This window comes from Kitasatospora sp. NPDC059327, from assembly GCF_042752535.1.
Lineage (GTDB): Bacteria > Actinomycetota > Actinomycetes > Streptomycetales > Streptomycetaceae > Kitasatospora.
Window position 1 is genome coordinate 40,380 of sequence record NZ_JBHYYB010000017.1, and the last position, 15,503, is coordinate 55,882.

The 15,503-nt window shown below is 69.3% G+C and carries 8 protein-coding genes; 2 read left to right on the forward strand and 6 right to left on the reverse strand.

The genetic code is table 11. The features are described 5' to 3' along the window. Positions 1–97: 97 nt before the first annotated feature. Both ACFXHB_RS13365 and ACFXHB_RS13370 read left to right on the forward strand, forming a co-directional pair. Positions 98–7,375 (forward strand): RHS repeat-associated core domain-containing protein, encoded by a 7,278-nt coding sequence (locus tag ACFXHB_RS13365; RefSeq protein ID WP_380574181.1) that lies wholly within the window; start codon positions 98–100, stop codon positions 7,373–7,375. Between the two features lie 114 nt (positions 7,376–7,489). Beyond that, positions 7,490–8,221 (forward strand): hypothetical protein, encoded by a 732-nt coding sequence (locus ACFXHB_RS13370; RefSeq protein ID WP_380574182.1) that lies wholly within the window; start codon positions 7,490–7,492, stop codon positions 8,219–8,221. A gap of 51 nt (positions 8,222–8,272) precedes the next feature. On the opposite strand, the gene ACFXHB_RS13375 is transcribed toward ACFXHB_RS13370, so the two are convergent. The 6 genes from ACFXHB_RS13375 to ACFXHB_RS13400 all read right to left on the reverse strand — a co-directional run bounded on the left by ACFXHB_RS13375 (position 8,273) and on the right by ACFXHB_RS13400 (position 15,325). Next, entirely contained in the window at positions 8,273–8,743 is a 471-nt protein-coding gene (locus ACFXHB_RS13375; RefSeq protein ID WP_380574183.1) for a tyrosine-type recombinase/integrase, read from the reverse strand. Between the two features lie 147 nt (positions 8,744–8,890). Further along, positions 8,891–11,215: an ATP-binding protein gene (locus tag ACFXHB_RS13380; RefSeq protein ID WP_380574184.1), complete on the reverse strand. Its 2,325-nt coding sequence runs from the start codon at positions 11,213–11,215 to the stop codon at positions 8,891–8,893. 222 nt (positions 11,216–11,437) lie between these two features. After that, complete coding sequence (gene sbnB, locus ACFXHB_RS13385; RefSeq protein ID WP_380574185.1) at positions 11,438–12,451, reverse strand: 2,3-diaminopropionate biosynthesis protein SbnB; 1,014 nt, start codon at positions 12,449–12,451, stop codon at positions 11,438–11,440. Further along, positions 12,445–13,464: a 2,3-diaminopropionate biosynthesis protein SbnA gene (gene sbnA, locus ACFXHB_RS13390; protein WP_380574186.1), complete on the reverse strand. Its 1,020-nt coding sequence runs from the start codon at positions 13,462–13,464 to the stop codon at positions 12,445–12,447. The genes sbnB and sbnA overlap by 7 nt, the downstream gene beginning before the upstream one ends. Before the next feature lie 305 nt (positions 13,465–13,769). Further along, a complete protein-coding gene (locus ACFXHB_RS13395; RefSeq protein WP_380574187.1) occupies positions 13,770–15,077 on the reverse strand; it encodes an MFS transporter in 1,308 nt (435 codons plus the stop codon). Between the two features lie 32 nt (positions 15,078–15,109). After that, entirely contained in the window at positions 15,110–15,325 is a 216-nt protein-coding gene (locus ACFXHB_RS13400; protein ID WP_380574188.1) for an MbtH family protein, read from the reverse strand. Positions 15,326–15,503: the final 178 nt, after the last annotated feature.

Here is a 15,503-nt window from a genome sequence, read left to right on the forward strand (position 1 = left end):
CGCTATGTCGATAATGAACGAGGAGACCACTGTGAGCCTTTGGCCTGCCCGTAAACGGGCTGTGAGACGAGCGGGGGGCCGATGGCGCTCACCCGGCGTGGCGACCGCAGTCGCACTGGCGATGACAGGAATCGCCGTGCCGCCGGCGGCGGCCTGGACGTTCCCCGAACCTGCGGGGAAGGTTTGGACACCTCCGAACACGCCGCTGGGCGGTGCGGACGCCTCGGTCAAGGGCCACGACGTCCGGCCTCCAGGCGCGTTGCCGGACAGCAGGCCGACCGGCTGGAAGCCGGAAGTAGCGGTGCCGGTGGTTACGGGGATCGAGACGGTCACAATCGGTGCCGACAGCGCCGAGGCGAAGGCCGCCCGCTCCGCCACCGGAGGGGCCTCACCCGCGTCGGGAGGCGCGACCGGATCCAAGGCCGGAGCCCTGCCGGTGCGGGTAGCCCCCGGTGCCGGCCAGGGCGAGAGCGCACACACCGTCACCGTCCAGGTGACCGACCCGGACAAGGGCAAGGCTGCCGGTGTCACTGCTCCGCTTGTCGCCGTATCCGACGCTGACCTGACGTCCACGCGCGACGGTCGCACCGCGAACATCACCCTGGACCTCAAGGGCCTGCGGGCGGCCGGCTGGTCCGACCGGGCAAAGCTCGTGTCGCTGCCGCCCTGCGCGCTGACAACTCCGGAAAGGCCCGAGTGCCGTACCCAGGTGCCCGTAGCCTCTCGCCTCGATGGCACCGGCAAGATGACCGCCGACGTCACCCTGCCCCTCACCACGGATCCCGCCCCCACGTCCGGTGGGAAGAACGGTGCGACGCAGGTCTCGTTCACCGCTACGGGCGCTCCGGCGCTGGCACCCGCCACAGCTGGCGGGACAGGCACACCGGTGGTACTCGCCCCGGTTCCGACGCCGTCCGGCCCCGGCGGCAGCTTCACAGCGACCTCGCTCTCGCCGTCGGCGGACTGGAAAGCGGGGTCGAACATCGGAAACTTCACCTACGGCTACCCCCTCCAACTGCCCCCGTCCCTCGGTGGCAAGGCACCCACTGTCGAACTGGGCTACGACTCGGCCGCTGTCGACGGGAAGACGTCCTCGACGAACTCGCAGTCCTCTTGGATCGGCGACGGATGGAACTACGAGCCGGGTTTCATCGAGCGCTCCTATCGAAGCTGCGACACGGCGGGCATACCCGGTTCGTCCGACCAGTGCTGGGGTGGCCAGAACGCCGCCCTTTCTCTGGGAACCCATTCCGGTGCCCTCGTGCGTGACGACCGCACAGGAACCTGGCACCTGCAGGACGACGACGGATCCAAGGTGGAGCAGTTCACCAGTGCTCCGAGAAATGTCGGCGGAGTCGAGTACCGCGACGAGTACTGGCGGATTACCACACCTGACGGTACCGAGTACTACTTCGGCCGCAACCACCTGCCCGGCGGCGACGGCAACGACCCTGCTGCCGCCTCTGTGCGCACCACCCCGGTCCACTCACCGAACAGCGGTGATCCCTGCTACAGCGCCGCGAACGGAACCGGTTCGTGGTGCCAGATGGCCTGGCGCTGGCAGCTCGACTACGTCGTCGACACCCACGGCAGCCTGACGACCTACAAGTACGCGACGGAGAACAACAAGTACAGTCGAGGCGCCAAGAATGGCGCCAACGGCACACTCGCCGACTACCAGCGGGCCGGATACCTGCGAGAGATTGGCTACGGCCAGCGCCTGGACGAGCAGCTCCGCGCGAATGGATCGCTGGACCCGGCGGCGAAAGTTGTCTTTCAGACCGAGGAGCGCTGCCAGGCAGACGGCGCGATCACGTGTGTCGAGGAGCAGCGCACCGAAGCCAACGCAGACTCGTGGCCGGACGTCCCGATCGATCAGATCTGCACCGGAACGGGAGACTGCTCCAACTACGCCCCCACCTTCTTCTCGACCAAGCGTCTGACCGCCATCACCACGAGGGTGAAGGTCGGCTCCGGTTACCGCGACGTCGACACATGGAAACTGAACCAGACCCTCGCCGATCCCCACGACGGAACCAAGCGAACCCTGCAACTCGACTCGATCCAGCGCGTCCCCAGTAACGGCCAGACTCCGATCGAGGACCTTCCCCAGGTGAAGTTCGGCTACAAGCCGATGGCCAACCGCGTCGACGGCCTCGTTCCGCCCTCACCGATGTTCATGCGCCCACGCATCCAGCAGATCACCACCGAGACCGGTGGTCGGATCAACGTCCTCTACAAGGATGTCGAGTGTTCACGCGTGAACAACCGCATGCCGGCCTCCGAGGACAACAACTTGATGGCCTGCATGCCGGTTAAGTGGTACCTGTCCGGGCAGTCGTCACCTGACCCCGTCAACGACTGGTTCAACAAGTACTTGGTGAAAGCCGTCACCGAACAGGACCTCGTGACGAGCCCCACCGTCAACCGAGTCACCGAGTACACCTACAACGGTGGCGCGGCGTGGCACCGCAACGATGCCGAGCTCATCGACCCCAAGACCCGCACCTGGGACAGCTTCCGCGGCTACCAGTCGGTGACCACCACCACCGGCAGCGGTTTCGCCGGCGAGGCCCCCAAGACCCAACAGAAGGTCACCTACCTGCGTGGCATGCTCGGCGACTACCTCGCCAACGGCACAAGCCAGCGCACGGCCCAGAACACCGATGTTCCCAGTCCGCTCGGAGGCACCGTCACCGACAACGACTGGTTGAGAGGCCGCGTCGTCGCCACCGAGATGTATGACAAGGCCGGCGGCACGGTCATTGCCGTCTCCGGCAACACATACAGCGGAGCGACGGACCCCAGCGCCACCCATGCCCAGAGCGCAGGCGCGCCGAAGATCTACGCACGCTACCCGGAGTCGCAGACCAACGCGGTCTCCAAAACCAAGCTCGCCGACGCCACATGGCGCACGTCCACTGTCACCACCACCACGGACCCCTACCACGGCGGCCGCGTCATCCAGGTTGACGACAAGGGCGACGGCAGCGCCGCGACCCCAGAACTCTGCACCACCACCGACTACGCTGTCAGCACCAATCCACAGGTACTGACTCTCGTCTCCGAACAGACCACCGTCCAGGGCGCGTGCGGAACCACGGCGAACACGTCAAACACCGTGTCGGGCAGTCGCACCCTCTATGACGGCAAGCCTTTCAGACAAGCCGGTCCCACCGGCTACTCCACCAGCGCGCAGGTCCTCGACCACTACGACGGAATGGGCAAGCCGGTCTACGCCCTGTCCGGGACAACCACCTACGACACCTACGGCCGCGCCACCTCGGCGGCGACGACCGACGGATCAACCTACGACGCGGCGGGCAACCAGCTGACCGGCCCCTCCATCACCCCTGCGGTCAACACCGTCGCCTTCACACCCGCTACCGCGGTCCTGCCGACCCAGACCCGCACTGTCGGCCCGATGGGCAGTGGCTGGGTCACCACTACGACCCAGGATCCCGGCCGCGCCACACCCCTGACGACGACCGACGTCAACGGGCGGGTCACGACCGTGCGCTATGACGCCATCGGGCGCGTGACCGCAGTATGGGCTCCCGACCGGCCCATCGATCAGAACCCCACCCAGCGCTTCTCCTACACCCTCAACGGCTCGTCCGCGCCGAGTAGCGTCATGACCGAGTCGATCCAGGAGGGGGGTCAGACCTACTCCGCCAAGGTCGAGATCCTCGACGGACTGGGGCGCCCGCGGCAGACACAGCAGACCAGCGACGCGAAGCCGGCAGGACGTCTGATCACCGACACCGTGTACGACTCGCACGGCTGGGTGATCAAGACCTCCGATCCCTACTACGAGAAGACGACGTTCCCCAACGGCACCATCTTCGCCCCCGCAGGTGACGGCCAGGTTCCTGCCCAGACATGGAACACCTACGACGGACAGGGCCGCGTCGTCCGAGCGGAATTCCGCTCCTACGCCAACCCCCAGTGGGCCACCACCACCGCCTACCCAGGCGCGGACCGTGTCGACGTGACCCCGCCGTCCGGCACCGCGCCCACCTCCACGCTGACTGACGCCCGGGGACGGACCACCACCGCCTGGCAGTACCGGACCGCGACGCCCACCGGCAACCCTGCGGACGCCGACGTCACCACCTACCGCTACACCGCGGCGGGCCAACCCTCGGGCCACACCGACAGTGCCGGCAACACCTGGGCCTATGCCTACGACCTGCGGGGTCGCCGGACGTCCGTCAGTGATCCGGACGCCGGAACGACCAGAACGTTCTACGACGCCAACTCACGCATCGACCACGTCACCGGAGCCAAGGGCACCACCCTCGCCTACAGCTACGACCTGCTCAACCGGAAGACCGGCCTCTACAACGGCAGCGTCGCCCCCGCCAACCAACTCGCTGCCTGGACCTACGACACTCTCGCCAAGGAGCACCTCACCTCGTCCACCCGCTACGTCGGAGGAGCTGGTGGAGCCGCTTACACCACAGCCGTTACCGCCTACGACACCGCCTACCGGCCTCGCGGTACTTCAGTGATCATCCCCGCAGCCGAAGGCGCTCTGGCCGGGACCTACACCACCAAGAACACCTACAGTGCGGTCCTCGGTTCGCTCAAGGAGATGCGGGTCCCGGCAGCCGGCGGGCTGCCTACCGAGACCATCGGCTACGCCTACACTGACACCGGCCTGCCGACGACCGTGGACAGCAACTACACCCAGCAGATCGTGGCGCAGCGGGACTACGACGCGCTCGGCCGGGTCACCCGTACCACCATGGGGGACTACGGCAGTCAGGTGGTCTCCACCCAGCAGTACGACTGGGTCACCGGACGGGTCATCAACTCCTTTGTCGACCGGCAGAGCGGCACGGTCTCGACCGACCAGACCTCCTACACCTACACCGCCTCCGGGCGGATCACCTCGGCCAGTGACCTGCAGGACGCCCGTGACCGCGACCTGCAGTGCTACACCTATGACCACCTCGGCCGGTTGATCAACGCCTGGACCGACACTGGTACCACGTACACCACCGCTGATTGGACGGACTCCTCCGACGTCGTCCACGGGACCGGCAGCTCCACTACCGTGCCCGGCATCGGCGGCTGTACGAATGCCGGCGGCCCTGCGATCACCGGTCCCGGGGGTCGCACGGTCGGCGGCCCGGCGCCTTACTGGAACACCTACAGCTACGACGCCACCGGCAACCGCAGTGGTCTGATCCAGCACGACATCACCGGCAACAGCAGCAATGACACCGTCACCACCCAGGCCTTCGGGGTCAACAGGAGCACCAATACCCCTACCGGCGCGCCCAACACAGGAGGGGGCACGGGTGGCCCCCACGCCCTGCTGAGTACCAGCATCAAGACCTCGGTAGGCACCAAGGCCGTCGGCTACCAGTACGACGCCAACGGCAACACCACCGCCATCACCGACACCGACGGCACCGCCACCCTGGCCTGGAACGGCGAGGACAAGCTCGAATCGCTCACCAAAACCGGTCAGGCCGGCGCCACTACCTACCTCTACGACGCCGACGGCAACCAGCTCATCCGGCGTAACCCTGGTAAGACCACGCTCAACCTTCCCACCGACGAGCTCACCCTCGACACCGCCAGCGGCTCGATGAGCAACGTCCGTTCCATCGGCGCATCGGGCGGGCTCACCTACACCCGCGTGACCGCCCCCATTGGCGGCGGCACCGTCCTGATCCAGGCCGCAGATCCCCACCACACCAATGGTGTCCAGATCAACACCGATGCTGCGATGGCCGTCACTAGAAGGCCCACCGATCCATTCGGCAAGCCGCGCGGCACCCAGCCGCCCGCCTCTGGATGGGCCGGCACCAAGGGATTCGTCGGTGGCAGCAAGGACGACACCACCGGCCTCACCAACCTCGGAGCACGTCAATACGACCCCGCTACCGGCCGTTTCATCAGCCCCGACCCGATCCTCGACCCCACAGACCCGCAACAGTGGAACGCATACGCCTATAGCAACAACGACCCGGTCAACGGTTCTGATCCGACCGGCCTGCTGTGTATGGGGATGTCTTGCGGAGGGTTCCACGATCCGTCCCCGGGCCCTGTATCAGCCATGACTCCGCCCTTCCTTGGCACCGGGTATGGTTCCTTCGACTGCAGGCACGACAACTCGTGCGCGTCTCTCGAAGAGCGCACCATGCGCTCCTTCCTGAAGACCGCAGAGATGGCCCAGCATCAGGAAATAGTCAGGAGCTCCAAGAACACCACCGCGGTAGAGATCAACCGTGTGCTCCGGAAGTACAACTCGGGCACAAGCACCATCGACTGGGCCGCACTTCAGATGTGGGAGTTCGGCGCCACAGAGGAAGAAGCCGACTTCTTCCGCGCCAACTATTGCATCTTCATCGATTGTGGCCTCGAAGGTCAGATGACCGGCCACAATGCGGTGGGCGACCCCCTCAGTACACCGTTCGGTAATTCTCCGATGGAGAAGGCTGCCAACTCAGTCGCCGGTTCAATGATGGGCGTTGCTGCCCGGGGTGGTCGGCCTGGCGAACTGATGGGCTTGTCTGCGAAAGCCCGGTCGCAACTGTGCCGCAGCTTTGTCGCCGGAACCCTTGTGATGATGGCAAACGGCGGTCAGAAGCCCATTGAAGAGATAGAGGTCGGCGACGAGGTCCTCGCCACTGACCCACAAACGGGAGTCACCGATGCCAAGGCGGTGACCGCTGTTGTCACGACGCCCGATGACGAAGACTTCACCGACCTGTCTCTTCGGGAAAGCTCGGCTCCGGCGACATCCGGACCGCGACAAGACGTAACGCTCACGACGACCTGGCATCACCCGTTCTGGAGTCTCACTGCTGGTCGATGGATAGAGGCCAGCTCACTTCATGTGGGTGAGCAACTCCAGCAGCCTGATGGCGGGCCAGTGACCATCACCAGCGTTCGCAACTATCATCAGCAGGTCGTTACCTACAACCTCACGGTTTCAGAACTTCACACGTACTATGTACTCGCGGGAACTACGCCGGTATTGGTGCACAATGTCGGAGAATGTCCTGTAGATGGGGTTCCGCACGGTGCGATTGGCGAAGCGGCATCGCTTGATCGACTCCAGAAGGGTGGGTATACAGATATCACCCCGCAGGTGCGTTTCATCAACAGCGATGGTGATGTCTTCATTGCAGACTTTGTCGCGCGAACTCCGAATGGAAGCTGGGTTGCGATTGAATCCAAGGTGGGTGGAGCGACGGTGACAGATCATCAAGCCGTAGGATATCCAGAGCTAACGAGGCGTGGAGTAATTCTCAATACGAGCAAGCTTGAACAATACGGACTAAAGAAGGGTAGTACAGTTACAATGCCCTTGGAGATTGACCATTGGCAATGTGGCGTATGTAATCCGCGATAAAGAAACGGGCTCGGGGCGCTTTGGTGGTCCGAGCCCATTTTGTGGTTACTTATCTACTGTCAAATGGGAAGGCTCCACTGCGTAAGCTTCGATGGATGCGGCATAATGAGGGCCATGGCTACCAATGAGCAAGGGCGTTCGGCGACACGCCTGGCTGAACGATTGATCGAACTTGAGGGCCCCAAGGAAGTTCTTCTGGCTTCCGGAGAGTGGATGGCGTATCGACTGGAGCGGGACGGCTTTCAGTGGCTTAAGGGACGAAATAGCTTGGAGCGTCGCGTTGATGGGCGATTTGAGCGCATGCGTCTTGAGGGAAGCCGCTGGAACAAGAGGGGAAAGCTGATCGAGTTCAGCATTGTGAGCCTGGAGGTCTTCGATGAGGGGCTCAAAGCATGGAGGCAGTCTAATCCTGGCCTCACAGTTGAGCGCCCTGAATCTGTAGAGGGAATTGTTTGCGCCGCCAGTTTTCTTGAAATTTCGAGGGAGGCCAAGGTGATCGTCACTCTTCCTTCTGACAGGCTTGCGGTCGTCGATGGGTTGTGTGAGCACGTAAGAGAGGTTGCTTTGCCATGGTTCAGCTCTTCTGAGGATCCCGAGAATTTGGCTGAAGTGGTGTCAGATGCGCTCCTCCGCCCAACTGGATTTGGGCAAGATCTGCTAGAGTTCCTAGTCAGTCGGGGATTCCATGGGGAAGCCAGGTCTCTGATTCGACGGGCTATTTCTCTCGGTGATTCATGCAGTGATGCAATTCGCGAAGGGCGTGATCTCGCCATTAGTGGAGGGCGTCCAAACTGGCATTCTCCACAGGCTCTGGGGTGGAGCGGTGAGGTCCTTGGCCTGCTCTGAAATTCGAGCGATTTCAGTATCATGAATTCGTGTAATGGTGTACCGGAGGCCTCACTGTTCCGGTGAGGCCTCCGGGTTTTTGACGGGAGTAGGCTGACGGCAACGTCTGCGGGCGGGTGCTGCACAAAGAGGTAGATCATTGCCGTCGTCGGGCCTGGTAGCAGCCTCGGAGACCTCGCCGAGGGTGCGGCTGAGGAGGTCGATGGCGTCGCGCTGGAGGCGGAGGCGGACGTGTGCGTAGACGGTGGCGGTGACGCCGATGTGGGTGTGGCCGAGGAGTTCCTTGATGACGACGAGTTCGACGCCCTGTTCCAGGAGCAGGGTCGCGGTCGAGCGCCTCAGGTCATGGAAGCGGATCTGGCGGAGCTGGGCGCGGCGGAGAAGCGCGTTGAAGTGGCAGGCTCGATGGGGTGACCGTCGGGCCGGGTGAAGACCTGGACCGGTGTCCACCCAGCCAGAGCCGGCCTTCTCCTTCTCCTTCTCCTGGGCCTGCTGATGGAGGCGGGCGCGAAGTGAGAGCACGCAGGGGCCTGAAGGGCGATGCGGCGCTCGGAGCCGACTGGCTTGGCGGCGAGGGGGTCAGGCCGCCGGTGAGGGGGCGCGGGAGGGCGCGGCGATCCTGCGGAGACGGTGGGCAGACCTGTGGCTTCCGTCCGCCCGGTGCGCCGGTCAGTGCGCGGTGCCCTCCGCGCCGTCCTCCCCGGCGCCCGCCAGGGTGTCCCGCAGGGTCGTCGCCTCGGTGAGTCGGGCCGGGTCGCCGGCGGTCTCGGCGAAGGACCGGGCCTCGCGGGCGGCGGTGAGGGCGCCGGCGCGGTCGCCGAGTTCCGCCAGGGCCTTGGCCTGGCCGAGGGCGGCGATGGCCTGGAGGAGGGGGACGGCGACCCGGGCGCCCACGGCGCGGGCCTCGGTGTAGGTGTGCTCGGCCTCCCGGGGGCGGCCGAGGGCCAGCAGGGCCCGGCCCTTCTGGTTGAGGGCGTTGGTCCGGGTGAAGTCGCTGATGTGGGCGGCGGGTGCGGTCGCCGGGTCGGTGAGCAGGGCGAGGATGGTGTCGGTGGTGGTCAGCGCGTCCGCGTGGTCGGCGCCGGCCGCCTGGGCGGAGGCCAGGGCCAGCAGGGCCTGCGGCCGGCCTTCGCGGTCGCCTGCCGTCGCGAACAGCTCGGCCGCCCGGCCGGCCCGGTGGACCGCCTCGGCGGGCTCGCCGAGCCGGATGGCGGCGGCGGCCGCGTAGAAGTGCGCCCACGCCTCCTGGGTGACATCGCCGCCCCGGCGGGCGAGTTCGGCCGCCTGCTCGGCGATCGCCGAGGACTCGCGGGGCTGGTGCGAGCAGTAGTGCACGGCCCAGGCCAGGTAGTTGGCGTGGGTGGCCGCCAGGACGTCGTCGCCCAGGGCGTGGGCCGCCGTGCGGGACAGTCCGAAGACCGTCGGCCAGTGGCCCCAGTGGGTCCAGCGGTCGGAGAACCAGTGCATGGACTCGGCCGTCCGCACCACCTCGGTGTGCCGGCCGGCGGCCGCCGCGGCGCGCAGCGCGGCCAGCCAGTTGGCGCTCTCGGCCTCCAGCCAGGCCTGCGCGGCGCGCGCCGAGCCGAACCCGTCGGCCTGGGCCGCCCCGGCCTGGGTCGCGTCCGTCGGCGGCGGACCGGGCTGGAACCACTGGCCGGCCGCCGCGGCCGTGTCGAGCAGCCAGCGGTGCAGCGCCGCCTCGGCGGCCGCGATCTCCTGCGGGCTCTCCTCCTCCTGGAGCCGCTCGCGCGCGTAGAGCCGCAGCAGGTCGTGGAAGAGCAGGCGGTCGGCGGCGGTGTGGCCGAGCAGGCCCAGGTCGAGGAGTTCGTCGAGCATCTCCTCGACCTGGTCCGGCCGCAGACCGGTGAGGGCGGCGCCCGCCCCCGTGTCGAAGTCCGCGCCCGGGACGAGCGCCAGCCGGCGGAAGAGGAGCCGCACCGGTTCCGCGAGCTGTTCGTAGGAGAGCCGGAACGCGGAGCGGATGCGTAGGTCCCCGGCGGTCAGACGCTGGAGTCGCAGGTCCTCGTCACCGAGCCGATCGGCGAGGGCGCGCGGGCTCCAGGCGGGCCGGCTCAGCAGGCGGTTCCCCGCTATCCGCAGCGCCAGCGGCAGGTGTCCGCAGAGCTCGGCGATCCGCGCGAAGGCGGCCGGGTCGGACCCGGCCGCGCCGCCGTCCGCCGTCCCGTCCTCGCGCTGTGCGAGGATCGCGCCGAGCAGCGCGGTGGCGGCGTCGACGGGCAGCGGTGCCAGGACGAGCCGTCGCGCGTGCTCGATGCCGGCGAGCGTACGGCGGCTGGTCACCCAGAGCCGGCCCGCCCCCGGTCCGGGCAGCAGGGCGCGGACCTGGGCCTCGTGCGCGGCGTTGTCGAGGACGACGAGGGTCTCCCGCTCCCGCATCAGCCGGCGGTAGAGGCCGCGGCGTTCGTCGGTCTCGCCCGGCAGGTCCCGCTCGCGGACGCCCAGGGCCCGCAGCAGGCGGCCCAGGGCGTCGTGCGGGGTGACGGGTTCGGCGTCCAGACCGCGCAGGTCGACGAAGAAGCAGCCGTCGGCGAACCGGTCGGCCACACGCGCCCCGGCGTGCACCACGAGTGCGGTCTTGCCGAGGCCGGGGGCGCCGGAGACGACCGACACGGGCGGACCGGCGGGGGAGTCCAGGGTCCGGGCGAGCCAGGCGGTCTCGGCCGCGCGGCCGGTGAAGTCGGGCACCGTGGGAGGCAGGTCGCAGAGGCCGGGCGGTGCGGCGGCCGGCTGTCGCCGCCGGCCCGCGCGGGCCGCGGCCAGCAGCGCCTCGGTGGCGGCCGGGGCGAGCCCCAGCGCGGTGGCGAGGGCCTGGACGGTGCGGGCCTGGGGGCCGCGGCTGTGGCCGCGCTCCATGTCGCCGATGGCGCGGTCGCTGACGCCCGAACCCTCCGCCAGTTCCTCCAGGGTCAACCCGGCGTCGTGGCGGTGCGCGCGCAGCAGCGGTCCCAGGGCCGGAGGCTCCGGCTGGCTCATCTGACCCCCCGATTGGTGAGGGATCATCATACTGTCGGTGGCCTTGACCTGCGACGACCTGCCCATCCGGCCCGGGTGGCCCACGCCGCCGGGCCCTACGCCGCCGGGCCCCGCACTGCCGCGCCCTACGCTGCCAGGCCGCGCACTGCCGCGCCCTACGCCGCCGGGCCCCGGGCGCCGCCGGTGGACGGCGGGCCCGGGGCCCCGGTGGTGCCGGTGCGGTCAGCCGATGGCGGCCCCGGCGGCCTCCGGCAGGAAGCCCGGCACGCGGACGCCCAGCCCGCGCTCCAGCGCCTGCCGGTGGACGAGGCCGGCGAGCGCGAGGTCGAGCGCGCCGAGCCCGAACGGCGAGAAGACGGTGACGCCGTCCTCGGGGCGCCGGAAGGGCTGGTCGGCGCGGAGCACGGAGCCGATCGAGGTGCTGATGAAGTCCCGGTTGCCGACCTGCTGTTCGGCGAGGTGCAGGGACGTCCCCTCACGGCACACGTGGTCGGCGTCGTCGACGACGTTGACGGCGCCCAGGATGCTCCCGGCGGTCAGGTCGCGCAGCGACACGTGCAGCACCAGGGTGCCGGGCCGGCAGGCCTCGGTGGTCAGGTGCGGGGTCGCGGCGGTGGTGGCGAGGCAGACCAGCCGGTGGGCGGCCAGCGCGTCCTCGGCGGTCTCGGCGACGGCGGTCTTGAACCCCGGCCAGCGGGCCGCGCAGCGGGCGGCGAACGCCTCCGCGCGGGACCGGTCGAGGTCGAAGACGGTGACGGTGCCGAGGTCCGGCAGGACGGCCCGCAGGTAGTTCAGGATCTCGAAGCCGATCACGCCGCAGCCGATCAGGCTGACGCCGGTCTCGGGGGTGTCCGAGGTGAGGACGGACGCGGCGAGGGCGGCGCTCGCCGCCGTGCGCCGCGCCGAGATCAGCGAGCCCTCCAGCAGGGCCTCCGGGTGACCGGTGGCCATCGAGTTGAGGATCACCGCGGCGGAGGCGCGTTCCAGCCCGGCGGCGGTGTTGCCGGGGAAGGAGGAGATCCACTTGATGCCCGCCACCGGGACGTCCTCGCCGAGGTAGGCGGGCAGTCCGATGATCCGGTTGCGCGGCTCGTCGGGAAAGCGGAGGAACACCGAGTGCGGCAGGGCCGTGCGGCCCCGGTCGTGCAGGACGTAGGCGCGGCGCACGGCCGCGACGACCTCGCTCTCGGCACCGTCGAGGACCTGTCGGACCTCCCCGGCTCCCAGGATCAGCATGGTGCCACCTTCATCGCCAACTCCTTCTCCTTCCACAGGTGGGACACGTCGCCGAAGTGGCGGGCGACCCATTCGTCGTCGTAGATCGTGTCGAGGTAGCGCTCGCCGCGGTCGGGCAGGACGACGGCGCAGCGTGAGCCGGCGGGGATGCTGTCGGCCATCAGGTCGATCGCGGCCACCAGCGCGCCGGAGGAGCCGCCCGCCAGGATCGCCTCCCGGCCGGCGAGCCGCCGGCAGCCGACCACGCAGTCGAGGTCCGTCACGTGGACGACCTCGTCGGCGAGGCCGTCGCGGTAGAGCGCGGGCCGGACGGCCGCGCCGTGGCCGGGGATCAGCCGGGAGGTCGGGACGCCGCCGAAGATGGCGCTGCCCCGGGCGTCCACCGCGACGACCGTCACCGGCAGTCCGAGGTCGCGGACGTGCTCCGCGCACCCGCGCAGGGTGCCGCACGAACTCGTCGCGCAGAACAGGTAGTCGATCCCGCCGGGGACCGCCGCCAGGATCTCGCGCATCGTCCGCCGGTGCGCCTGGGGGTTCAGCGGGTTGGCGTACTGGTTGGGCCAGTACGCCCCGGGGATCCGGGCGGTGATCTCGCTGATCCGGCGGATCCGGACGGGCAGGTACTCGCCGGTGGCCGGGTCGGTGTCGCGGACCACCTCGACCTCGGCGCCGAGCGCCCGCATGACGGCGATGTTCTGGCGGTTGGTGCGCGGGTCCACCACGCAGATGAACCGGAGCCCGTAGTAGGCGCAGACCTGGGCGAGCCCGATCCCGAGGTTGCCGGAGCTGGATTCGACGACCACCGAGCGGCCGGGCACCAGCGCGCCGGTGCGGATCCGCTCGCGGAGCATCTCCAGCGCCGACCGGTCCTTCATGCTGCCGCCGGGGTTGAAGGCCTCCAGCTTGGCGTAGGTGGTGAAGTGCCGGCCCGGCGCGAGCTTGGCGAGTTCGACCAGCGGGGTGCCGCCGATCGTGCCGAGTACGCCGGCCGGCCGGTCGTCAGGTTCCGGCATGATGGCCTCGCCCCGTCGGATCGGGGCGCGGCCCGAGCATGGTGCGGAACACGCTAGTTCCTCCTGTCAGCGCTGGATCGAGGGGTTGTCCGGCGGCCCGTCGCCCCGGTCGGGGGAGCGGTCGTCGGGCGGCAGCCGCCGTCGAGTGGCGGTGGCGGCCGGGAGAGGGGCCACCGGGGGAGTGGCGGCCGGGAGAGGGGCCACCGGGGGAGTGGCGGCCGGGAGAGGGGCCACCGGGGGAGCGGTGGCCGGGGGAGGACCACCCGGGGAGGGGTGGCGGGGCGACCGGGTGGAGCCGCCCGGTCTCACGGGGAGGCCGGGCCGGGCACGCTGCGCACCGTACGGGCGGCCGAGGCGGCGACGGCGAGCAGCACCATCCAGCCCGCCAGGACCGTCGCGGCGGTCCGCGCGCCGGCCGAGTCGAGCAGCAGGCCGCCGAGCAGCGAGCCGATCGGCAGGGCCCCGTTGGACAGCGTGCTCATCGCCGCGAGCACCCGGCCGCGCAGCCGGTCGGGGGTGATGCCCAGCTGGTAGCTGCCGAGCGCCACGTTCCACAGCGGTCCGACGAACCACATCGCCGCGTAGGCGGCGGTGAGCGTCAGCGGGTCGCGACTGAGGGCGATCACGATCATCAGGACGGCCCAGGCCCAGTTCGCCGCGATCACCAGGGCGGGCAGGCCCAGGCGGCGGGCGAACCACGGTGCGGCCAGCGAGCCGAGGAGGCCGCCGCCGCCCGCGACCCCGACCATCAGACCGACCCCGGCCGAGGAGGCGCCGACATCGGTGGCCAGCACGATGGCGACCAGGAACAGGGCCCGGAACATCAGGTTGCTGCCGGCCACCAGCAGGGTGGTGGTGCGCAGGAACGGGTGCTGCCAGAGCCACCGCAGTCCCTCAAGGACCTGCTCGCCCAGCGTGCCGGTCCGGGCGGGGCGGTCGGCCTCGAACTCCTTGCGGATGAACAGCAGGCCGGTCAGCGAGACCAGGTAGGTCAGCGCGTCGGCCACGAAGGGCACGGCCCGGCCGAATCCGAACAGGATGCCGCCGAGCGGCGTGCCGAGCATCACGGCGCCCCGCCCGCGCGCCTCGTTGCGGGACAGGGCCAGCGAGAGCTGGCCCGGCGCCACCACGTTCGGGACGGCCGCGTGCGCGGCGAGCCCGTGGAACACGGTGAGCGCGCCCTCCGCGAAGCCCACGGCCAGCACCAGCGGCAGGCTGAGCAGGTCGAGCGCCGACGAGACGGCGATGACCGCCGCGCCGAGCGCGCGCAGCGCGTCGCACCAGATCATCAGCCGCCGGCGCGGCCAGCGGTCCACCAGGGCGCCGGCCGGCAGTTGCAGGAGCAGGGCGGGCAACAGGGCGACGAAGCCGGCCAGGCCGGCGTCGAAGGGCGAGCCGGTGAGGGCCAGGACCAGCAGGGGGTAGGCGATGGTGGTAGCCGTCGAGCCGAGCAGTGAGACGGCCGAGCCGCCCCACAGCAGCAGGAAGTCGCGGTTGCGGTGCAGCGGGACCACCGGCTCGGCGGCGGTCGCGTCGGCCGGGTTCGGCGGGTCGGGCGGGTCCGGCGGACGCTCCTCCGGGTCCGCCGGCGCCCGCGTGTCGGGGCTGGTCATCTCTCACGCACCTCGCGGGGCCGGACCGGCCGTCAGCCGGCCGCCCGCTCCATCTGGCGGCGCAGACTGAGCGGCCGCATGTCGGTCCAGACCGTGCCGATGTGGGCCAGGCAGTCGGCCCTGGTGCCCTCGGTGCCCTCCGCGTACCAGCCGAGCGGGAGCTCCCGGTCGGCGGCCCAGACGGAGTACTGCTCCTCGTCGTTGAGGACGACGCGGTAGGTGCGGTCGTCGGTGTCTTCCTCGGCCACGGCGGGCCTCCCTCGGGTGAACTGCCGCGTCACGAACCTCACGTGACCGGTGGCGGCGCCAGCGAGCCTGCCGCACCCGCCGGGCCCGGCTGCAGAGAAGGAGGCGCAGTCACCGTGACGCCAAGGCTGCCGGTGTGACTGCCGGTTGTTCTCTCGAAGGGTCGTGGCCCGGGCGACG